Annotated in this window: 22 protein-coding genes and 1 pseudogene; 7 read left to right on the top strand and 16 right to left on the bottom strand. The window is 43.1% G+C overall.

The window, feature by feature from the left end; genetic code table 11:
- Positions 1–32: 32 nt before the first annotated feature.
- Positions 33–323 carry a hypothetical protein gene (locus tag A0256_01020; protein ID AMR30095.1) on the top strand — a complete coding sequence of 97 codons (291 nt, stop codon included), beginning with the start codon at positions 33–35 and terminating at the stop codon, positions 321–323.
- 21 nt (positions 324–344) lie between these two features.
- Here the strand turns inward: A0256_01020 and A0256_01015 are convergent, their stop codons facing one another.
- Positions 345–599, bottom strand: a complete 255-nt coding sequence (locus tag A0256_01015; protein ID AMR30094.1) for a hypothetical protein — start codon at positions 597–599, stop codon at positions 345–347.
- Between A0256_01015 and A0256_01010 the strand changes: the two genes are divergently transcribed.
- A complete protein-coding gene (locus A0256_01010; GenBank protein AMR30093.1) occupies positions 600–845 on the top strand; it encodes a hypothetical protein in 246 nt (81 codons plus the stop codon).
- A gap of 322 nt (positions 846–1167) precedes the next feature.
- Here the strand turns inward: A0256_01010 and A0256_01005 are convergent, their stop codons facing one another.
- The 8 genes from A0256_01005 to A0256_00970 all read right to left on the bottom strand — a co-directional run bounded on the left by A0256_01005 (position 1168) and on the right by A0256_00970 (position 8044).
- Positions 1168–1797 carry a hypothetical protein gene (locus A0256_01005; GenBank protein ID AMR30092.1) on the bottom strand — a complete coding sequence of 210 codons (630 nt, stop codon included), beginning with the start codon at positions 1795–1797 and terminating at the stop codon, positions 1168–1170.
- Between the two features lie 144 nt (positions 1798–1941).
- Entirely contained in the window at positions 1942–2181 is a 240-nt protein-coding gene (locus A0256_01000; GenBank protein ID AMR30091.1) for a hypothetical protein, read from the bottom strand.
- The gene (locus A0256_00995) at positions 2178–2399 is read right to left on the bottom strand and encodes a hypothetical protein (protein ID AMR30090.1); all 222 of its coding nucleotides are present in this window, start codon (positions 2397–2399) and stop codon (positions 2178–2180) included. Before A0256_00995 ends, A0256_01000 begins: the two co-directional genes overlap by 4 nt.
- 46 nt (positions 2400–2445) lie before the next feature.
- Positions 2446–3513 carry an alpha/beta hydrolase gene (locus A0256_00990; protein AMR30089.1) on the bottom strand — a complete coding sequence of 356 codons (1068 nt, stop codon included), beginning with the start codon at positions 3511–3513 and terminating at the stop codon, positions 2446–2448.
- Between the two features lie 41 nt (positions 3514–3554).
- Positions 3555–3944 carry a hypothetical protein gene (locus tag A0256_00985; GenBank protein ID AMR30088.1) on the bottom strand — a complete coding sequence of 130 codons (390 nt, stop codon included), beginning with the start codon at positions 3942–3944 and terminating at the stop codon, positions 3555–3557.
- A 692-nt stretch (positions 3945–4636) separates the two neighbouring features.
- Positions 4637–5056 carry a hypothetical protein gene (locus A0256_00980; GenBank protein AMR30087.1) on the bottom strand — a complete coding sequence of 140 codons (420 nt, stop codon included), beginning with the start codon at positions 5054–5056 and terminating at the stop codon, positions 4637–4639.
- 122 nt (positions 5057–5178) lie between these two features.
- Positions 5179–7296 (bottom strand): hypothetical protein, encoded by a 2118-nt coding sequence (locus A0256_00975; protein AMR30086.1) that lies wholly within the window; start codon positions 7294–7296, stop codon positions 5179–5181.
- Between the two features lie 493 nt (positions 7297–7789).
- The gene (locus A0256_00970; protein ID AMR30085.1) at positions 7790–8044 is read right to left on the bottom strand and encodes a hypothetical protein; all 255 of its coding nucleotides are present in this window, start codon (positions 8042–8044) and stop codon (positions 7790–7792) included.
- Between the two features lie 127 nt (positions 8045–8171).
- On the opposite strand from A0256_00970, the gene A0256_00965 reads away from it, so the two are divergent.
- From A0256_00965 to A0256_00955, 3 genes are all read left to right on the top strand, one after another.
- Complete coding sequence (locus A0256_00965; protein ID AMR30084.1) at positions 8172–9026, top strand: hypothetical protein; 855 nt, start codon at positions 8172–8174, stop codon at positions 9024–9026.
- 88 nt (positions 9027–9114) lie between these two features.
- Positions 9115–10386: a hypothetical protein gene (locus tag A0256_00960; protein AMR30083.1), complete on the top strand. Its 1272-nt coding sequence runs from the start codon at positions 9115–9117 to the stop codon at positions 10384–10386.
- A 22-nt stretch (positions 10387–10408) separates the two neighbouring features.
- Positions 10409–10735 carry a hypothetical protein gene (locus A0256_00955; protein AMR30082.1) on the top strand — a complete coding sequence of 109 codons (327 nt, stop codon included), beginning with the start codon at positions 10409–10411 and terminating at the stop codon, positions 10733–10735.
- A gap of 337 nt (positions 10736–11072) precedes the next feature.
- Here the strand turns inward: A0256_00955 and A0256_00950 are convergent, their stop codons facing one another.
- The 4 genes from A0256_00950 to A0256_00935 form a co-directional block, all read right to left on the bottom strand.
- On the bottom strand, positions 11073–11402 hold the full coding sequence (locus A0256_00950) for a hypothetical protein (protein AMR30081.1): 330 nt from the start codon (positions 11400–11402) through the stop codon (positions 11073–11075).
- A gap of 80 nt (positions 11403–11482) precedes the next feature.
- Positions 11483–12535, bottom strand: coding sequence for a transcriptional regulator (locus tag A0256_00945; protein AMR30080.1), 1053 nt, complete (start codon positions 12533–12535; stop codon positions 11483–11485).
- Positions 12528–13718 carry a PAS domain-containing sensor histidine kinase gene (locus tag A0256_00940; GenBank protein ID AMR30079.1) on the bottom strand — a complete coding sequence of 397 codons (1191 nt, stop codon included), beginning with the start codon at positions 13716–13718 and terminating at the stop codon, positions 12528–12530. The genes A0256_00945 and A0256_00940 overlap by 8 nt, the downstream gene beginning before the upstream one ends.
- Before the next feature lie 870 nt (positions 13719–14588).
- The gene (locus A0256_00935; GenBank protein AMR30078.1) at positions 14589–14921 is read right to left on the bottom strand and encodes a hypothetical protein; all 333 of its coding nucleotides are present in this window, start codon (positions 14919–14921) and stop codon (positions 14589–14591) included.
- Between the two features lie 148 nt (positions 14922–15069).
- Between A0256_00935 and A0256_00930 the strand changes: the two genes are divergently transcribed.
- Both A0256_00930 and A0256_00925 read left to right on the top strand, forming a co-directional pair.
- The gene (locus A0256_00930) at positions 15070–15420 is read left to right on the top strand and encodes an FMN-dependent NADH-azoreductase (GenBank protein ID AMR30077.1); all 351 of its coding nucleotides are present in this window, start codon (positions 15070–15072) and stop codon (positions 15418–15420) included.
- Between the two features lie 62 nt (positions 15421–15482).
- Positions 15483–16327 (top strand): annotated as a pseudogene (locus A0256_00925) (dioxygenase).
- A 566-nt stretch (positions 16328–16893) separates the two neighbouring features.
- Here A0256_00925 and A0256_00920 read toward each other — a convergent pair.
- The 3 genes from A0256_00920 to A0256_00910 all read right to left on the bottom strand — a co-directional run bounded on the left by A0256_00920 (position 16894) and on the right by A0256_00910 (position 20591).
- Positions 16894–17742 (bottom strand): hypothetical protein, encoded by an 849-nt coding sequence (locus tag A0256_00920; protein ID AMR30076.1) that lies wholly within the window; start codon positions 17740–17742, stop codon positions 16894–16896.
- Positions 17743–18083: 341 nt separating this feature from the next.
- The gene (locus tag A0256_00915) at positions 18084–19172 is read right to left on the bottom strand and encodes a hypothetical protein (GenBank protein ID AMR30075.1); all 1089 of its coding nucleotides are present in this window, start codon (positions 19170–19172) and stop codon (positions 18084–18086) included.
- Between the two features lie 336 nt (positions 19173–19508).
- Entirely contained in the window at positions 19509–20591 is a 1083-nt protein-coding gene (locus A0256_00910; protein ID AMR30074.1) for an alkene reductase, read from the bottom strand.
- Positions 20592–20619 lie beyond the last annotated feature (28 nt).

Here is a 20619-nt window from a genome sequence, read left to right as displayed (position 1 = left end):
CGTATGTTCTTGTCGTTATTTTATTTTGCCGGATGATATCAAATAAATTAAATGTGATCGACGGCATCGCCCCGGATTTCCTTAAAAAATCAGATAACCGCATTAAAACCCCGCGCATTAAAGCAGTCCATCACGATTACGAGAAATTCGCGTTTAAGAATAACAATGGCTGCATCTTACTGGGCCGGATGGAACTTTGCAGCAACTTCAAATACAGTAGCCTGTTGAAGATCTTCCAAGCGCTTGGCGTCGCCCCGGGCCAATTTTCAGTGAAGGGTTTAATTGATCCGTTGAAAAGTCAAGTACATTCCTCGAGTGATTGAGATTGAATTTTACGGTGACGCTTACACACCTTCCAATAGAAATGCGTTCTCCTGAAAGCCGATCATATGTTCGTGCTCACGGGTTTCCGCTTTGATATGTGCATTGCTTTTGGTGACCATATCCCAAGTGGACATAAGCTTGAACGAATCGATCACCCAGAAAATGGTCATCTTTTCCTGCTCATTGAAAATTTCATTGATACCTGAATGACGCCGGGTACTGACAATCTCCTGCGCTCCGCCGTCTGTGATCTGCTTCCATTCCGGGAAGATCACATGCTGTTGCTCGAAGTAGGTAAAGAAATGATCATAGCATCTCGGAACCGGTCCAACACTGATATTCTTATAAGCCAGTCCGCTGACAGGCTTTCCAAAATTGCGGTAATGATAGAAATCTGTGTAGAAGAACAGTTTGCTCAGTTTCAATCGGTCATTGTATTGGTGGGCACAGCTTTGAATGAAATGTACGAGCAGATGTCAATTTTTGACGTATTCAGCGCCAAACTGCTTTCATCATCCTGAAACTCCCTACCACGTTCTTTCGCACTGACCCTACCGATCAATGGCAACTGGCTCACTCTGACTGTCGTAATTTCTGCTACGAGGTTGATAGGCAGTAATTTATTGTGCAGCTGCTGAGAGTTGTGTAGTTTAATTTCAACGATCAATTGGCTGATCGTTTCGGTGGTCAGTCCGAGCTGCTACCTAGCTTATCTCCATATCAGGAAATGAGAGCGCCCCGTGTTTTCACCATAGTAACCAAAATGATACGAAAACACGGGGCGAAACGGGGCGGGCTCATGCCCGCCCGCCGGGGAATTTGGCGGAGTGGTGTCAATCCGCACTAAATCGTTAACGTATTAGTGCTAATTGACATCAAAGAATCAGGCACTTTCAAAGGCTGTGTCCTGAAATCCTGCAAATTCAAAAAGAACCCACGGTTAAATAAGATACCCTCTTTGAATAGCTGCCATACAAGGGACGCCCCACAATTAGCGAGTGCGGAATTGATAAACAAATCCTGCTTGGTCAAGGTTTCGGCAAGCGAACAGCTTGGGGTATTGTCCCCCTGCTCCGAGGAATAAAGCAGTTCTTTAAATTCATCGGTAAATAAGGGTAAAGTTTCTACAGGACGATAGAGCTCCGAAGCGGGTTGTTTGATCTTCTCCAAAGTTGACAGGATAACCTGACCGCTCGAACAGCTGTTGCCAAAATCCATCCAGTACTGCACACGGTTTCGGCCACTATACTTATCAGCCAGGTGTTTCAGGACTTCAGCTATTTCGTAACGGGCATCGACCACATCAACGCAGGAAAAAGTAATGGTGGCGATTGCCAACTCCCTGTCTTTTAATGATGCTTTATCATAACGGATAGTTTCCGCGCGCCAGTTCGTACCAAAAAATCGATTGATGCGGTTAATCAAGGCGACCGATTTGTATAGGCCTAATTCGGCGGTCGCTTTGAATAACATCGGGGGTAAACCGTCAATGGTCTTATCTTTTTTGAGAACTACAGACGGTTTGCAACCCTGTTTCGTCCTGATTGATATTGAGTAGAAAATTACCTTTAAAGCCTAATCCTGCTATCTGCTGAAAAAAATTCGTTTTCATAATCGTCAATATTTAAAGTGATTAAATCCTGCTAAGGCGAGTAAAAACAAGCCTGCTAACAAGCATAGCGTTGCGATAAAATAGATGACCTTTTCCACGACCATGGTAAAAATGAACCTGCCGTAAGTGGAGAACTGCTGTAAACCCCCGATACCCCTGCGGTTGAACCTGCGCCTGCCGATATGGTAGCGTAGCAGTAAACCTATTGCGATCAGTATCATCGCTGTTGAAAATGTGTTTTTCATGGCTTTTCGATTTTAATGAGTTTCGTTCCTTTTCGCCGTTGGTAAACTGCACGGTAATCCCCGCTTTCGATTATGCCCAATAACAAGTTTTTAGCATTGGCGGTGTCCGCATCGTCCTCCGCTGTCATTTGGCAACAGGTGAGTTCATCAAAAAAGCGCAGGGTTTTAGCTATTGATTTAAGGGCGTTTCGTTCTGTTTTTATTGATAATATACTCATGATAAAAAAATATATTAAAACAAGGGGGATTGCTCCCCCTTGCTGATTAATTAAGATTTAAAGCATCCGCACCCAGACGGGCAAAATTTCCGCAAAGGTCAAAAGCGACCTGCGCACGTTGTTTGGCCGTACCGTCCATGATAGATTTGAATTTGGCGTCGCCGTCCTTGAAGTTGCGGACGTTCTGATAATAACCTGTAATGGCATTATATGCACCGAAAACTGTCCCTGCCGTGGTTTCCATTTGCTGGGTCGGGTTACCCATCGCATAGGCATAAGCGTTATCCACGATATTGGTATAGGTAGTAGACAGCTTATCCAGTAAACCCAATTCGAGATTTAGGATAACCTCTTTGTTTGGTGCCAGTGCAACCTGTATTAGTTTTTTCACTTGTACATCGGTAATACGCACTTTTGCCCAATGATTAAAAAGTTCCTCTAATTCCTGCGCCACTACATGCGAAATGCCCATTAAGGTATGCGCCTGTTTCAGGCGGTCGTTAGCAGAGGCGGTGTGCCGTATCTTAATACCACCCGACTGGTTGCGCAAAGCAGCGTTTAAGGTATTGTTACAAACGATACGTGTAGGGGTAAAAGCGGCGGTAATACTGCCGAAACCATCGTGCGAAGTGGTCAGGAATAAATACTGTTCTATTAAATCCTGTTTACCGACTTTGATATAATCAGGTAATTTGGCGGTAATAAAGATGCGCTCCCCCTTACCCAAAGCCCCCGCTGTTTCGTATTTGATACCGTCACCACCACCTACGATGGCATCAAAGAACTGGAATGCATCGGCGTTCTGAACCACTTCGTAATCTTTACCCACTACGCCTAAAACGGTATCATTATCATTGCGAACGGTGGCATAAAATGCAGGTACATCTAATTTGGAGGTCGCAAAATCGGTATCAAACCCTGCTAATTCATTGTTCAGCGCATTGGTGAACAAAGGGCGTTTTTCCACGGTGTAATCTAATCCCGCATAGCGGATCGCTTCCGCACTGGTGGGGTAATCCTGAACGATCTGCCCCAAACCGTGCCATGCTTTTTCCTTTACACTAAAAAAACTGTGTTTTTCTGTCTGCTCGTTATAAAAAAGATTGTGTGCCATTTTCTTAAATTTTATAGTTAAAAAATTTGTTACTGCTTCGCTTAGTTGAATTGTTCGCTTGGTTTGATCACGCCTTTTTTATTGCCTGCCTGTTTAGCGGGGGTTTTATCACCTGCACCGGTTTTAGCCGGTCTGCTTAACATATTGATCTCGTCAGTGCGAAACCTTAAACTTGCCATCGGTTCACCGTCACGGCTTACCCACGGTTCAGCGGTCATAAATCCCGAAAGCTGCACCAACATGCCTTTGGTCAAAAATGGGGCAATACCCTCGCCACGCCAGTAGGTGCAATCGATGTAGGCGGTTTCTTCTTTTTGCGCCCCCTGTGATTTGTAACGGCGGTTAACGGCTACCCTGAACCCTGTTACATTTTTGTTTTCGTTTACTGCTCTCACGGTAGCGTCTGCTACCAATCTTCCTGTGATTTCCATCTCGTTAAAAATTTATTTGTTAAAAAATCTGTTCTTCAATGACCATTTGGTAAAACCCTCATTTGGCCTTTGATAGAGGCAGAATACTTGCGCGGGGGGCTAGCGGACAAGGCTGCCGCAAAAAATACTACCCGGAGCGCAGCGCAGGTGTGGAGATTTTTTATAGCGGCACTTGCGTGGCCTTGGCCGCTGAAGAGGTGTAAATTCGCCTCAGCAAAGGCAAAATGAAAAGCATTTAAAAAGCTTAGTGCATTCCGGGAGGGCTATTACGAAAGACACCTGGAAATAATTAAAGAAAGGACGTTGACCGGATGAAAGGACAAAGCCTTTCCGGCTACCGTTGCCGGACGAGGCTCCCGAAGGGCTGGTTGTGCTTTCACCCTGGTCTTTTGAAAGCGACGGGGGCGGCCCTACAACAATCTAATGTTCAGGGCAGGAATGAAAGACGAGTGCGGTTTGCCCGGCGAAACGAAGAGGAGCGTTTTGAACAGGCACGGATGAAATGATGCGTTGAACGCGGACCTGACGTTCAGGGTTTTGCAGCACAAATGCCTGAAAATTTAATTGGCCGCTATATTGATAGCAGCAGTCTCTTTTTAATGTAATGCTACAGAGGTAAGCATCTTCCAAAGGTAGGCGTATAAAAAACAGATAGGTACTACTAAAAGCGAACAGGCCAGCATCAAGAGATATTAATTCAGGAGGGAATCGTTTTCGAGTTCTTGGTCTAATTTCTCAAAAAATTCCGCTTTCGTTATGGGTTTGATCAGATATCCCTTTAGTATTGGATAACCGTTAACTTTGTCCAAATCAAATTTACTGATAGAGGAGGTACAGATATAAATCGTTATGAGTTCCTTTTTAAATTCATTGATGATAAATTTATCTAGAAACTGCCATCCGTCCATGTAAGGCATATTAAGGTCTAAAAAAACCAGATCAGGTATTTTTCCAGGATCATCCTTGTTTTCTACAAAATATTGAATGGCTTCTTCACCATCATGAAATTGAAGTATGCGTTCGACTTTGTTGCTCAATTCTAATGTTTTTTTTGTCGAGAATTGAAAAAAAGCATCATCATCAATAATGCTTACTACCGCAATTTTTTTCATTGTAATAATTTTACAGGCGATTTAGGGATGAAACTATTATTTTGATTGGTAATCTTCATTTCAATAAAACTGGTATGTTGTGTTAACCTAATTAGGTTTGGCAACCTAATTAATAAAAAAACTTACAGTACAATTGTAAAAGTAGTTCCAACATTCGGCTTACTGTCTACACTGATCGTTCCACCAAACGTCTCTATTTGTGTTCTTGTCATAAAAAGACCAACACCTTTACTCTCAAATCCCTTATGGAAGATTTTGTTCAATTTAAACATATTGTTTCCATGCATAATTAAATCAATTCCAAGTCCGTTGTCACTAAAAGTAAGGATAATTTTATCATTTGAGCGGCGGGAGGTGATCCTGATCTGCGGTGGTATATCGGCTTTACTGTACTTTAGGGAATTACTGATCATATTATAGAATATGCTTTCCAGGTAAATCCTGGGGAAATTTATGGAAAGGGCTTCAAAGTCGGTATAGATCTTTGCATTCTTGGAAATAATTTGCCCAGTTAACATGGCTTCCACTCCTGCCACTATTTCCGCCAGATTACAATCATCATACGGCAAAGTACTGTTCGTCCGGACTTCCAAAACGTTCATCAAATCATTTAATGTTGCGTTAAGTGTCACACTCGATTTTTCCAGCATCCCAAAAAGTTCCGCTTTTTCTGTATCCGAATCGGATTCGGACATCATTGCTAATATCATTTGAATACTTCCCGCAGGCCCCCGTAAGTTATGTGCTACTATCCGGTTAAAATCTTCAAACTGTGCGATTCTTTTATGCAGTTCTATCGCCTTTTTATACTCGTCAATATCAATGCTTGACCCAAACCACTTGCTGATTTCACCATTTGCATTTTTCATCGGCTGTGAACGGCCCAAATGCCATTTATAAATACCATCAGAACCCCGCTTAAGCCGATATTCACTTTCAAAGGGTGTACCTTTCGTAAAGGATTCTGTAGAGGCTGCCAGGCATTTGTCAAGATCATCAGGATGCATAACGGATGCCCAGCCCTGGTCTTCTGTTTCCTGTAAAGTCATGCCGGAATAAGTGAACCAGTATTGATTATAATAATCAACCGTTCCATCCGGCTTGGTAGTCCAGATGATCTCCGGTATAGAGTCTGCTAAAAATTTAAACTCTTTGATCTTTTCAATAGTATGATCCTGCTCTTTAACTAATTCGATTTTCTCAAGCAATACAACATTCAATGCTTCCTGGGTCTCGACTGATAATTTAAGGGCCTTTTCAACCATCTTGAAATCATTCACATCCTGGAACGTGCCATACACTCTTTTGCAAACACCGTCTTCAAATTCAGCATCGCCCAAGGCCCTCACCCAAACATCTTTTCCATTCAGGGAAGTGATCTGTAATTGCGCATCCCATGGCGTTCCTTTCGTCATAGCCCTTGTGAAAGCGACGGTGATCTTATCCCGGCTTTCGCCTTCCTTATAGAAATCAATGGCTGTACTCAGATCAGGAATATAATCGTCTGCAGCCCCATGTATTTCTTTAGTGATTGATGACCAAAATAGCGTCTGCGTCGTTACATCAAACTCCCATCCGCCTACACGGGCAACCTTATTGGTTTGCTCCAGCATTTCTCGGGTATGCTCCAATTCCTTTTCCAAGAGATATCGTTCAGTAATGTCCCGCCCTATGCCAAATATATTGCCGCTTGCCGGTTCAGGAGATGATGTCCATTGAATGCGTTTATACGCACCATTGCTTGTTTTGAACCGTTGAACAAAGTTAATAGTATCTTCCCCCTTTGTTAATTTTTCAAGTTCATTTTCGGTTGCCTGTATATCATCGGGATGTATCAATTCTAAAGAAGAGGTCGATAATAAATATTGCTCATCCCATCCTAATAATCGCTGAAAAGCCGGATTGACCCTTTTAAAAAAACCATCCAAACCACCAACGAAAACAAGGTCATTGGACACGTTGAACAATTTTTCAAAATACTTTAATTCTTGTTTTTTGCGCCGCTCAACGATCAGGTCGATCACTTCCGCGGCAAGTAATTGCAAACCCTCTTTTTGATCATCTGTTAATATTTTCGGCTGATTGTCGATAACGCACAATGTGCCGAGGGCGAACCCTGCCGGGTCAACTAAAGGAAAACCGGCATAAAAACGAATATTGGGATCACCGGTCACTAAGGGATTACCTTTAAACCTACTATCAAAGGTTGCATCTTCCACTTCAAAAATGGCGGTGTCCATGATCGCGTACTGGCAAAAAGCAAGATCCCTTGAAGTTTCATTAACTCTTAGCCCGACCTTTGATTTGAACCATTGCCTATTTTTGTCGATGAGCGAAATCAAAGAAATCGGCGTATGACAAATTAGCGACGCCAATTTAGTTATCCGGTCGAATTCAACCTCGGTCAAAGTATCCAGTACGGCATAACGCTGAAGTGCTATTAAGCGCTCGCTTTCATTCGATGGAATTGGAAGTTCTTTCACGCTTTATAATCAGAGGATAAGTGCTGGATAATGACATAGGCTACTCCGTCCAACGGGGTATGGTCAAAAAACGAATTAATCTCGTCCATTCCTCCCGCAGAAGCGCCGATGGCAATGATGTAATCAGGGATGATATTCTGCATGTTAAACGATTAATTAATGTTTAAAAAAGCAATATTGATCCTGACAAGGGGAATAGGAGCATACCAAATGTACGACTATTAACCTGAATGTGTTTTTTATCAATAGTTTAACAATTAATTAATGAGCTATAGCCCAAGTGGTCAAAAACTTCGAAATTTTCGTGGTAGCAAAAAGTGTTTTCTTCGTATATCCAATCTAAAACCAGCCGCCATTTGCCGGTCTGGCAGGCACTGATTGGAATCTCTAGTAAGCCTTCATTATCGATCAGGATCGTTTGGTTTTGGGGCGCAATTGTATTCAACTGGATCAGGTTAGCCCTGCCTGTAAAGGGGTGGCTAAAATTGAATTTTAAGAATTTCATGATGGGTCTTTTGATCAGGAGTGATTACAAAGATGCTGTATATCCTCCAGCTTAAAAATGATATGGCGCACTAAATATACTGATCCTGGTCATTAGCAGAACGCTTTAATTTGGCCAGCTTTAAGCTATGAAAAAGATCCTCATTCCGACCGATTTTTCAGCCACCGCAACGAACGCTGCCAAGTATGGGTATCAGCTCGCCCAGCAATTAAAGTATGACATTGTCCTTTGCAACGCGGTTATCGTCCCGGCGGAAACCCCGCAGGCGGGTCTGGTCGTTTGGCCTATGGAAGAAACAGACCTGTTGCTCAGCGATAGCGAAGAAGAATTAAAAAAATTAAAAGCGGGCATGCAGCAGCATGACCATTCAGATCAGTTTCGTCCGGAAATTACTTTTGTTGAGGAGGCCGGAGTCGTTACCGACGTGGTAGACCGGATCATGAAAACACAGCATATCAACCTGGTCGTAATGGGGACCCACGGCAATGATAGCCTGAGCACCTTTTTAATGGGTAACCATTGCAATAAAATGATCGATAATTCTTTAAAGTCATTGTTGCTGATACCGCCTGCTGCAAAATTTAATCCGGTAAAAAAGATCGCTTTCGCGATCGATCTGGAAAGCGCCGAACAGGACCTGGAGCAACTCTACAAACTCATTCCGCTGGCCAAATCACTAAATGCAGAAATTCTGATCACGCATATCGAGCACGACAAGAAGCCCACATTCGGATTCGAAAAATGGATGGACCATTTTCTGACGAAGCTTTCCAACAAAGCCGATTATGCGAAAATCTATTACCGGATCGTGACCAGTGACAATACCGATAAGGGTTTAAAATGGCTTTGTGAACACGGCCAGGTTGATATGCTGGCGATGCTGCACCATCAGCATGGTTTCTTTGATTCACTGTTTAACGGCAGTCACACTGAACGTATGGCTAGTCGTATCGCAATCCCCTTACTGGTGATCTCGGCCTGATCGGGTGTCGAGGATCATTATTCAGGCTGACAGCTATCACGCTTTAGAAGAAGGGTATATGGGATATTTGCATACAAACAAATCAATTATGCAAAAGCCCATTCAACTGATCCCCTGCTGCAAGATATTTGCGCAGGTAAGCGTGATCATCAGTGTTATTTTCCTGATACTATCCATAACCGTCAACGCAAAAGCGGCCATTACCCAAAGGGATACATTCGTTGCAGCAAGCCTGAAAACGCAACTGGCCGGTTATCCATTTTTGAACTACCCGCAAACGGTAAAGCGATTTTACAAGCAAACCGGTTACCGGTTGGCCTGGATCGCCCCGGATACCGTGAAGACCCATGCCTGGGATGCGATGCTGCTATTAGATTGCGCCCTGCATTATGGCTTAAGCCCTACCGACTATCATCCGCGGGAACTTTTATACGAGCGGTTAAATGCCATGATGGCCAAACATGAAAAGGTCGGTCAACAGCAAAAAGCTATTTACGATATCTTACTGACCGATGCGATGATCACGATGATCAACAATATGCATTTCGGGAAACTCAACCCGGTTTATACGGCTGATGTTCTGGATAAAGGCAATGCGGGTGACTGCAGGGCTGCCGACGTGCTGTCCGCCAGCCTGAAACAAAAAGATTTTATGACAGCTATAGAAAACACGCAGCCAGTCTCTAAAGCCTACCTGAGTTTGCAGCGCCATATGCGCTTGGTAACCGGCCAGCAAGCGCTCGATTGCTATGAAACGCCACCTGAAGAAATCCAGATCATGGCGATCAATATGGAACGCCTGCGCTGGATCAACCGTACTGACACGGTCTATATCAGTGTCGATATACCCAGCTATACTTTAAAATTCCATCAAAAGGATACCACTTATCAGTTCAAGGCAATGGTTGGTAAACCCGAAACAGCTACTGCTTTGGTGCAAAGCAATATCACGGCTATCATCAAAGACCAATCTGGTATCACTTTTAAACTTTCCAACAATTCATTAGCCATGGCAGGCGTTTCCGCAAGAACAGTCACCAGCAAACAACCTTCAAGACCACTAAGCAACGGTACCGTGCAAATACCCGAAGCACCACGTTTATCAGCGCTGATCTTAAAGAACAACAGAGTGAACCTCACTGCCGGTGAGCTTGGCAGGAAAGTAAGCGCAAAGCAAACAAGGGTTTACACACTTAAAAAGCCCATTCCTGTCCGGGTAACCTATCTGACCTGCGCGATAGGTGAATGGGGATTGGTCCGCTACCAAGACGTTTACGGGCTCGATCAGCGTTTAACAAATGCGTTTTACCAGGTTTCGGAAATGATCGCCCGCAGATCAACTACAAAATACAGGAAATAGTCAGCTACCCGATTACAACAAAATGGAAAACATCCAAAAAAGGGGACCGCGAAAAAGGTCTGTTCATTATGCAAGGGTAACTGAAGCGATCGATATATTGCGGCAGCAAGGGTATACCACGGACTTTAATTTAGCTAAAAAAGGGATCAGGTCTGACTCTGCCAGCCAAGCCGCGGCAGATTTCGAGATCAGGGACATTTATCGCTATGAAGGGAATTCAGACCCGGCGGATGAAGCGACCGTATATGCGATCGTTTCGTCTGCGGGTATAAAAGGAATTTTAGCAACGGGTTATGGAGATAATTCGGCTACGGTTTCGGCACAACTCCTGGAAAAGCTGCATTACTGATTAAAACGACCGCTCCGCTTCAGCTGCACTTTTCGGTAATAAAGTTAACCAGTTGTTCTTCCAGGAGCGCAGTATTGTAAAAATGGTCTACGGCGTTATTTGAAACGGTGATCTCCTCATCTGTAACGGTTACCGTTAAAGCCACGCCTTCGATCACTTCCGGGAACAATAGATTGATCACATTATAGACGTGCGCGAACTCAATCGCCAGGCTGGAATCTAATTTTGAATTAATGTAATCCGGAAATGCTTTTTTTTCACTGGTTAAATAATTTTTCAGCGCTCACCTGCTGTACATTGGCAATTGTTTTCATGTCGGTTTTGTTATTAAATGTTTTTATCTTTCAGGAAGCCGGCAAAGCCGGTTATCCTCATTGGCCGTATCGAGGTCTTTGATCGTTTGTTCGGAGATTTCCTGTAACTCTGCCATATTATCGCAGGCATGCCGGATAATGATATATTTAATTCCCATCCCGAATAATTCGTTAGTCACTTCTTTGGAGGCTCTAAAGTCTTCCGGCAGGATAATGGCTTCCTTCCCTTCCGCGTAATGGAGGGTTTCCATACCCAGCGGGTTAGCAATGAGAGTGATATCATGCTTCTTTTTATTGGCTTTGGCGATGTATTCTTTCTCATAAGCCAGAACGCCATAAGCTACTGCTTTCATAATAATGTATTTATTATACAAAATTAGGCTTCGGGAAGCAGATAAAGCATGCGCTGCATTGCATATTAGTATGACACTGGTCAGTTTTTCATTTTAGCCAGCGCGTCTAATTTTAAAATCGTGATCACACTTCCTTTTTTACCGATCAGGCCTTCGGCCTTAAATTCGGTCAATGTCCGGCTTACCGACTCGGTTGCCATACCGGTCAGGGCGGCCAGGTCTTCCCGGGAAATCTTAAAGCCATGCTCCAATTCAGGGTGTTTTACCTGCAGGCGCACCATCGCTTCGGCCATTTTTTTTCGCACCGAATGATAAGCCATTTGTAACAGCTGTTGTTCCTTTTCCTTGATATCCTGTGCTAAAAGCTTAATAAATTCTTGGGCCACATCAGGGTACTGATCTAACAGCTGTTCCAGGAGGTCCTTTGGAATCAGACAACACAAGGAATCCGCCATTGCAGTAGCTGTATCAGAATGTTCTTTGTTCAAAAAGATGGCATTGATGCCCAAATATTCATCCGGGCCGTAAAGCCCGGTCATCAGTTCGCGACCGTCCTTAGCGAGTTTGATGCATTTAACCTTACCGCTTAGCAGCAGGTACAGCCCGTTTCCTTTATCTCCCTCGTAATAGATGACCTGGTTCTTTTTAAACGCTCTTGTCCGGCGTTCCTGAATAATCTTTTTGAGCTCAGAAAGTCCATCATTTTTACTGAACAAGGTATGCAGCCGGTCAAGTGACTTGCTATAAAACTTTTCCTGTGCCGCCTGCTTTTTCAAACGAACATCGATAGCGTTCAATAATTCCAGATCATCAAAAGGTTTGGTCAGGTAGTCATCTGCACCCATTTCCATACCTTTTCGCAGGTCAAGCCTTTCCGCCCGTGCCGTTAGAAAGATAAAAGGAATATGCTTCGTTTCCGGATTTTTGTTGAGCATATATAACACACCGTAACCGTCCAGTTCCGGCATCATAATGTCACAAAGAATCAGGTCAGGGTGGTCCTGAACGGCTAAGTCAACCCCGGTTTTTCCGTCGGGTGCTTCGTGAACGTTGAACCCGGCCAGTTCCAATATTTCGACCACATTCTCGCGAATGTCATCATTGTCTTCAATAATTAATATGGTCTTACTCATGATTTGGAAATGAAATGGTAAATAACGTTCCCTTGTTTACTTCGGATTTGAAATTTACCGAGCCGTTCATCAGGCCCGCATACCGGGTCACAATGTTTAGGCCCAGGCCGGTGCCGGGTATTGTGCCGGTATTATGCGCCCGGAAAAATGCTTCAAACAAATGTTTCTGATCGGCTTCCGGGATGCCGATGCCATTATCTTTTACCGTAATGATGCAATGGGTCTCATTGATCTCGGTGTTGAAATCGATAAAGGTATTTTCTCCGGAGTATTTAATAGCGTTGGTGATCAGGTTATTGATACAATTCTTGAGCAGGTTCTGATCCAGCCGTACCATACTGTGGATGCCGGAATGCAGGTAGATGATATACTGGTTCTTTTTCGCTATAACCTGCATTTCCTCAGTGAGCTCTTCCGAGAATTTGACGAGGTCAAAATTCAGGTAATTAACTTCTTCCTTACCGGCCTCCAGTTTTTCAAGGGAAAGGAAATCGTTTAAAATGATGGTCAGGTTACCAACTGCGTTTTTAATCTTGCCGACATGCTTGGTGATGTTTTCACTTTTAAGTGGTTCGGCATATTTTTCGATGAGGGATGCGGATAGCTTGACCGAGGTAAGCGGGGTGCGGAATTCATGCGAAGCCATGGAAACAAACCGGCTTTTTAATAATCCCAGTTCCTTTTCTTTGTGGAGCAGTACCTTCAGGTCATCTTGTGCGACCTGCAAAGCCTTTACAGTATCCTTTAAGGCCATCGTCCGCTCTTCCACTAATTCTTCCAGGTGCGCGGCGTAATCTTTTAGCTTGCGCTCCGCTTCTTTTTCTTTACTAAGATTATGTATAAACCCGGTAAAGATCCGGCGACCGAAAAACTGCACTTCGCTCAACCCTAAACGAAAGGGAAAGATCGTACCATCTTTTCTAAGTCCCAGTACCTCACGGCCAACGCCTATTACATTAACTTTTCCGGTGGCCTGGTAGCGATAGAGGAAATTATCATGCTGATTCTTATCGGGGTCGGGCATTAATATTTTAATATTTTCGCCAATTACTTCGTCCGGCTCGTAATCAAACAATGCGCAGGCTGCGGGATTGATCAGCTCGATCTTTCCCCTGTCATCGATGGTAATGATCCCATCTATTGCATTTTGAATAATGGCAATTAATAGCGCGGTGTTTTCCATATTTGGTGAGGACCTGACTATATAATCGCCAACACGAATACCAGCTTATCAAAAGGGCAATAGCTGACGAGTCGCATGGAAATTAATGATGCTCATCACTATTAAGCAATTGAAAGTGTTTTTGTTACATCCTAAACCAATTAATGACGAGAGTCACTTTCTATAAAGTTGGCTGTCATTTAAAAAAGCGCCTTACCGGCGTAGGTTTGTTTTGATGACAGTCCTTACAGAAGAAACTATTTTGGTAATAAATTGCGGATCGTCCAGCCTGAAATCCAGCCTTTATGGATCGGCCGAACAACAGTTGCACCGGTCCGGTAATATTAATAGTATAGGAGAAAACTCCAGCCAGTTTAAGATCACAACGATCAGGCACAGAAGGTCTCGGATATAAAACCCATTACCGTGATATGCCGACCGCCGTTGTGGCCGCGATCCAATGGCTGTAAAGCCAATCTTTTAACCTGTTTGCTATCGGCCATTGGTTAGTGCAGGGCGGACCTGATGACCGCGACCCGGAACTGATCACTGTTTAGCTTTTAAAGGAGTTTGATGGATTTGGTTACGTGGCTGGAGATTCCGGAGGGCTCAACCATGCAATTCCGTAGGCTTTAGGTCACCGATATGTGAAGTCGAATTTTCAAAGTCATTTTCTTCAGTTAATAAATAAGCGTGGTCAAAAGTACAATCATTAAAACCAAATTATTTTAACTAATTTTATTCTTGTAGAGAGAAGGCAAACTGCGAATTTTCGACAGTAGGTCTATCTTGTGGTAGCGCAGCCTTTTGGTATGCGCTACTTTCTTTTAGCGTGTGCAGAGAGGAAGGCACCAGCTCCATTTCTCCAGTAAATTCTACCCCATAATTGGGCTAATAAACGCTGTTGTTTTTCCATAGTGCGAATATGATTGTTAATAATTTCTTTTCAATAGCAACGTAGCTTTTCATTTTCCGACCATGCTTTTGAAAGGTCCTGTTAAACAAGTTTAAAAAGGAGGTCTGCTCATAACGTATCATGTTAAATGCGGGCATATGTAGCAACCTTCTTATCCTGCTATTTCCCTTTTTAGTGATTCGCGTTCTGCCCTTGTGTGTACCAGACTCGTTTTCTTGAACATCATAACCGGCGTAACTTACCAGTTGACGGCTGTTTTCAAAAAGAGCAAAGCCATTGGTTTCTGCCAGGATAATAGCAACGGTCATTAACCCCAGCCCTTTTATCTTACAGATGCATGCTACTTTTTCTTTTGGGGATCTCCTCGGACGGCAACTCGGAGAAGAGGATCATTTACGATAAGATTGGGATCTGCTGTCGCTGGCGCGGTATCTGAAACCGGAGGTACTTCATGCCATGTTTTCATCTGACCCGGACCAGGCAGCTATTCAACTTTCCGATACTTTAGTTAAACAATTATTTGCTGCGGATATCATTGTGATCGGTGCGCCGCTGATCAACTTTACCATCCATAGTGCGCTCAAAGCCTGGATTGATCATATTACCCGGGCGGGAATCACTTTCGGCTACGGTGAAAAAGGCCCTGTCGGCAAAGTTACCGGCAAAAAGGTGTATGTTGCTATATCTTCGGGCGGGGTGTATTCAGAGGGCCCGGGCAAAGCCAATGATTTTGTCGCCCCTTACCTGAAAGCTTTCCTCGGCTTTTTAGGCATGACCGACTTAACGGTTTTCCGTGCCGAAGGGTAAAAAGTGCCGGGCGTAAAAGAGCAGGCCATGGAGAAAACTGTAAACAGCATAGTGATAGACTGATGGGAACGTTAAACAATTTCAAAAATTTCACGGATATGCTTGCCGTGCAAAGTGTGCGGATGCCGGTATTATTCACATCGCACGGCAGCCCGATGGATATCCCCTTGTCTAAAGACGAGAAACCCTTCTGGAACAGTTTGTTTGAATTGGGAAAAGATCTGCAGCACAAGTACGAAATTAAGGCTGCTCTGATCGTATCGGCCCATTGGTGTACGCAGGGCACATTTGTCAACATTTCGCCTCAGCAAACCCAGATCTACGACTACTACGGCTTTCCGGATGAATATTATCAGGTGAAATACCAGTCAGCCGGTGCGCCGGATATCGCACGGGAGATAATAAAGATCGTTCCATCGGTAACCGAAACCCCGGAATGGGGGCTGGATCATGGCGCCTGGCCCATACTGATGCACCTGTTCCCAAATGCTGATATCCCGGTTTTTCAGATGAGCATTGATTATCATGCTGCACCGGAGTATCACTTTCAACTGGGCAGGCAGCTTAAGTCGCTACGCGATAAAGGGGTTTTGATCATTGGCAGCGGGTCGCTGATCCATAACTTGAGCCTGGTCAGGCAACGGTTCGCGACCGGCGATATGAGCCCTTTCGGCTGGGAGGCCGATTACAATCACTGGATAAAAAAGGAAATTGACCAGCGTAACTTCGACAGCATCATTAATTACGGCACCAGCCATATTTTAGGAAAGCTGGCTGCACCCACGCCGTATCATTTTGTGCCGGTGTTCTACAGCCTTGCCTGATGGACAGAAAGGATGAAGTCAGGCACTTTTATGAAGGAGCTGCCAAACTACCTGCTTTTAGCGATCGAAGCTTTATGCTGTAGGCCAGTTAAGTGTGCTAATGGTGGGTTCGCAGATGTGGAAATTCCGGGGGCATTGAACACCTGATTCCGTGACTACAATAAATCGATTCCACAACACTTTGACCATGCTAATTTATTGACTAAAAAACAATAAATTTACAAATCCGACTACACAAATCGGCGCTCTACATCCGACAAAACTACATGGTCAGGGCGTCCGGACTATCCACCATATTACACTAACCGGGTTAATTATGGTGAATACAGCAAGGCGGGCAAAGTAATAACGGGTACCATTGGCTAATAGAAAGCAAATTCACTTCCCATTGTAAGCGGATTCATCTGATTAACAAATTAAAATAGTTTTAAATGATTAATCGATACCGTCGGTAGAAAATTAACATCATTACAAACTGGTAGAAAACGATTTGACTACAATAATTGCAAATTTATTTTTAAATTAATTTTATCCATTATTAAGTTGATCGAAATCCTGAACTTTTCAACCGAATAAGTTGACAATTGTAGATTATTCAATTTGCTCGGTATCTCCTATTGGCTAGATCGTTCTATATTATGAGTGACGGCTAATACCTGAAAGCAATGCCGGCGAAATAATTCGTAGGCGCATCATGCTGCAGGCCATAGTTTAAGCCGATATCAACCTTCAAAGCGCTTACAATTTCGAATTGGAAGGCGGCATCCAAAAAGTTAAGGATTTGGTGGTTTTTAAAATTATACGTGTAATAGCTTTCGCCAAAAACTTCCAGTTTTTTAAACAGCACATGGCTAACGGTAAGCGACTGTAATAACTCGTTATGCATAGCTTCTGTATCATCATCTTTCAAGCGGTCACCTTCCACCATTATTCCAACCCTCCAATCGTGCGGTAATTTGACTACCATAGGCACCATCAGGCCCTCTTCATAATTTTTATTATCTGAATAGCGGTTGATCGGAAACTTTACATAAGGCATTACTGCGATGCTAAAGTTGCCGTCGTAATTACCGAGCAGGTTTTGTTTAACACGCAAGGTAACGTCGCCGAAGCCTGAACCTTTTTGTTTGTCACCACTTACCAGGTCTTGGCTGAATTCGTGGCCATAGCTTTGTATCTTAAGCTGCAGGGCGGTATTTTTTAAAATTCCAAATTTTAGGTTGGCCTGGTTGATCAGCCAAGTATTTTGTATGCTTTGTTCCGTGTGCAGCGTTTCCTTGTTAAAAAAATCTGCTTCATATTGGAAGTGGCCAGCTTCAACAGTATAAGGTGACTCCGTTACATTTGGGCGGTCGGTTTCCATATCCTCTCGCATTAGCGACTTGGGTAAGGGCTTAAAAAGGTGATATTGCTTACGGGCTGTGTCCTGTGCGAAGCTATACGTGTAGGCAAAAGTTATGAAAGTAAACATTGCTGCAAATGCGTAAATTTTGTTCATTAAGCTTTTTTAGATCAACACTTATATTGAGCAAGTGTTTGTTTTAACTAATTGCCTCGTAATTTGAATAAGGTTATTTCGATAGTCCTTAAAACAGACAGAAATTGGCAATAAGGGATGCTGTAAAATTATTAAGCAGTAAATGGAAAGTCTGATTCTATTAGAATCATATCACTCGGGAACGATGAGGTTTAGGACTTTGTCTCTAGACTGGGCACAATTCGAACCAATTGGTGGAGCAATTGAAAAATTTTGAATGATATTAAGGTTGCCTAAATGAGGTTCGATTTTCTTTTGGGCTAGACAATTATGTTAACCATAAAAGATTATAGTAATTAACTCTAATAATTAATCGACCTTCCTGGTCGATAAGCATTTAATGCCATAGTATCCTGACCACATACAATTTCGCCTGCAATCAACCTGCCTGCAATGGGAGCCATGGTTACACCGGGATGTATTACTGAAACGTATAATCCATTTACATCATTTATGTGGCCGATTATTGGTTTACCATCCTGAGATAAAGGACGTCTTCCTACTAAAACTTCCTCAAGCTCAATCTGATGAGCGCCAAACCAATGTTCTTTTATACTTTTTATTGTACGTATAGCAATAGCTTGCGGACAATTTTCTATCGATTCGTCGATATAATCCTCTGCGGCTAATAAAAGGTTTTCAGAGGCAGCACGTACTTCCATGGATGGATTGGATACAATTCTTTTAACGAATCGGTGGTCAGTGGATATTTTCATTAAAATCGAAGGTGATATGCAAACCGGCAAAGTAACGCCTATTTGCTTGCAAAGATTAATGGTTTCTGCACCAGCAGCCAATACAACAAGTTGGGAATGAATAATTCCATTTTTTGTATTTACACCTGTGATTTTTGAATCAGTTGTAATAAAAGAAATAAATTCGTTGTTCATTTGAATATTAGCGCCTGCTTCACGAGCTGCCTCAAGAAATAGCTCGGAAGTGCTAACAGGGTTTATTGAACCTTCATTTGGTGCAAATATAGCGTTGTCTGGTACAATTTTTAGATTTGGCTCCAATAAACTAATCTCTTTTTGTTCAAGGATTCGAATTTTGTGATCCATATTAATCAGTTCACGGCCGTATTCTTTGGTTTTTGAATTATTTCCAAGCCACATCAAAGACCCCTGCCAATCAATTTTCAGTTGGCCATTAAATTCTTTCTCTATCCTATGCCAATCCGCAATTGCGCTACTTCTTATATTCAACGATGTTTTATGCTCGTCATAATTATCAACGATCCATGCAAAAGATTTTTCCGTTATTTCAGTCGCAGGATGTCGCGATTTTTCAATCACTGTAACACGCACATTTAAACGAGCTAAATGATAAGCGATGCTAGAACCCAAAATTCCGGTACCAACAATAATAACATTAAGCGGTTTAATTGCCATGGAATTTAGATTTTTTTTTAATCAACGCTTAATATAAGAAAAACGAAACTATATATTAATTACCTCATTCTTTTTCGGTTTTAGCCCGTAAGGGAACGATCTCGAACTCTTTTGTAGGTGATTTGAAGCTTTTGGCTAGTTAATCTTTGGGTTGAGAATCTTCGGTGCGAAAAACATCGAACTATTTATAAAATATGAATATTTAAGAATTAAAGTGATTCGAGCCCAGTCTGCGAAATTAAAGAAGCTCAAAAAAACGGCCTTCACCGTTAAGAATCGGGTTGGCGACCTTTACCGTGAAGACTAGGCTTAAAATAGTTTTAGCTGACAAACGCTTTAAACATCCAAAAATGGATAATCAATATAGCCTTGGTCCCCGCCGCCAAACATAGTGGCCCTGTCAGACTGATTGAGTTCTGTATCTAACTCAAAACGTTTTGGCAAGTCGGGATTGGCTAAAAATAGTGTCCCAAAAGATACAAGTTTAGCAATGCCTTTTTCCAACTCTGCCTCGGCTATTACTTTGTCATAACCTGCATTAGCAATAACGGTTTGCTTTATCCTACTGCCGAAAAAATCTATTTCATCATCCGCGGGATAGTGAGCAGGCGATGGAAAGTATGGGCTGCGCTTCATCAGTTCTACATAAGCGAAGTTCAGTTTGCTTAATTCCTCAACTAAATAAGTGTAGGTTCCGGCAGGGTCATCCAAAATCATATCTCCATAAGGGTGAAAAGGTGAAAGTTTAATACCGACTTTATCACCTCCAACTACCCTGATCAGTTCCTCCATCACCTCCAGCACGAAACGGGCTTTATTGGGAATACTGCCACCATAGTCATCTGTTCTTTGGTTGGCACTTTCCGCCAGAAACTGGCTTGGTAAATAACCATTTGCCGCATGCAATTCAACGCCGTCAAATCCGGCCTCAAGCGCATTTTTGGCAGCCTGCCCGTAATCAGCGATCGTTTGCCGGATCTCGTTAATAGTGATCTCCTGAGGTGTTTCATAGTCTTTTGGACCTTGTGAGGTAAAATGCTGCGCGCCTGTGATCGGTAGTGCAGATGGCGCCAGCGGCAATTTGCCGTTCCGGTCAACAGAATGTCCTGCACGGCCGGTATGCCAAAGTTGGGCAACGATCAAGCCACCATTGTCATGAACGGCTTGAGTGACTTTTTTCCAGGCAGCGATCTGTTCTGCGGTATAAATTCCGGGAGTTAATGGGCTGCCTGTCGCTTCTTCACTGATCCGGATGGCCTCAGTAAACATCAGCCCGGCACCGGCTCTTTGCGTATAGTATTGAACGGTCATTTCGCCTACCACGCCGTTTTGGTTCGCACGGCTCCTGGTCATGGCCGACATCACCATGCTATTCTTTAAGGTTAGCTTTCCTAAAGTTGTTTTCTCTAATAATTTCATGATCTTAATTTTGATATAATGATTAATG

Source organism: Mucilaginibacter sp. PAMC 26640 (assembly GCA_001596135.1).
Classification (GTDB): domain Bacteria; phylum Bacteroidota; class Bacteroidia; order Sphingobacteriales; family Sphingobacteriaceae; genus Mucilaginibacter.
The sequence above is the reverse complement of the archived record's forward strand: the minus strand, read 5'-3'. Positions and strand labels throughout refer to the sequence as shown.

Bases quoted from the DNA above. Each gene is read 5' to 3' on its own strand.
- A0256_01020 (AMR30095.1), top strand. From the start codon at position 33: ATGATATCAAATAAATTAAATGTGATCGACGGCATCGCCCCGGATTTC.
- A0256_01010 (AMR30093.1), top strand. From the start codon at position 600: ATGCTGTTGCTCGAAGTAGGTAAAGAAATGATCATAGCATCTCGGAAC.
- A0256_01005 (AMR30092.1), bottom strand. From the start codon at position 1,797: ATGTTATTCAAAGCGACCGCCGAATTAGGCCTATACAAATCGGTCGCC.
- A0256_01000 (AMR30091.1), bottom strand. From the start codon at position 2,181: ATGAAAAACACATTTTCAACAGCGATGATACTGATCGCAATAGGTTTA.
- A0256_00995 (AMR30090.1), bottom strand. From the start codon at position 2,399: ATGAGTATATTATCAATAAAAACAGAACGAAACGCCCTTAAATCAATA.
- A0256_00990 (AMR30089.1), bottom strand. From the start codon at position 3,513: ATGGCACACAATCTTTTTTATAACGAGCAGACAGAAAAACACAGTTTT.
- A0256_00985 (AMR30088.1), bottom strand. From the start codon at position 3,944: ATGGAAATCACAGGAAGATTGGTAGCAGACGCTACCGTGAGAGCAGTA.
- A0256_00980 (AMR30087.1), bottom strand. From the start codon at position 5,056: ATGAAAAAAATTGCGGTAGTAAGCATTATTGATGATGATGCTTTTTTT.
- A0256_00975 (AMR30086.1), bottom strand. From the start codon at position 7,296: ATGGACACCGCCATTTTTGAAGTGGAAGATGCAACCTTTGATAGTAGG.
- A0256_00970 (AMR30085.1), bottom strand. From the start codon at position 8,044: ATGAAATTCTTAAAATTCAATTTTAGCCACCCCTTTACAGGCAGGGCT.
- A0256_00965 (AMR30084.1), top strand. From the start codon at position 8,172: ATGAAAAAGATCCTCATTCCGACCGATTTTTCAGCCACCGCAACGAAC.
- A0256_00960 (AMR30083.1), top strand. From the start codon at position 9,115: ATGCAAAAGCCCATTCAACTGATCCCCTGCTGCAAGATATTTGCGCAG.
- A0256_00955 (AMR30082.1), top strand. From the start codon at position 10,409: ATGGAAAACATCCAAAAAAGGGGACCGCGAAAAAGGTCTGTTCATTAT.
- A0256_00950 (AMR30081.1), bottom strand. From the start codon at position 11,402: ATGAAAGCAGTAGCTTATGGCGTTCTGGCTTATGAGAAAGAATACATC.
- A0256_00945 (AMR30080.1), bottom strand. From the start codon at position 12,535: ATGAGTAAGACCATATTAATTATTGAAGACAATGATGACATTCGCGAG.
- A0256_00940 (AMR30079.1), bottom strand. From the start codon at position 13,718: ATGGAAAACACCGCGCTATTAATTGCCATTATTCAAAATGCAATAGAT.
- A0256_00935 (AMR30078.1), bottom strand. From the start codon at position 14,921: ATGACCGTTGCTATTATCCTGGCAGAAACCAATGGCTTTGCTCTTTTT.
- A0256_00930 (AMR30077.1), top strand. From the start codon at position 15,070: ATGTTTTCATCTGACCCGGACCAGGCAGCTATTCAACTTTCCGATACT.
- A0256_00920 (AMR30076.1), bottom strand. From the start codon at position 17,742: ATGAACAAAATTTACGCATTTGCAGCAATGTTTACTTTCATAACTTTT.
- A0256_00915 (AMR30075.1), bottom strand. From the start codon at position 19,172: ATGGCAATTAAACCGCTTAATGTTATTATTGTTGGTACCGGAATTTTG.
- A0256_00910 (AMR30074.1), bottom strand. From the start codon at position 20,591: ATGAAATTATTAGAGAAAACAACTTTAGGAAAGCTAACCTTAAAGAAT.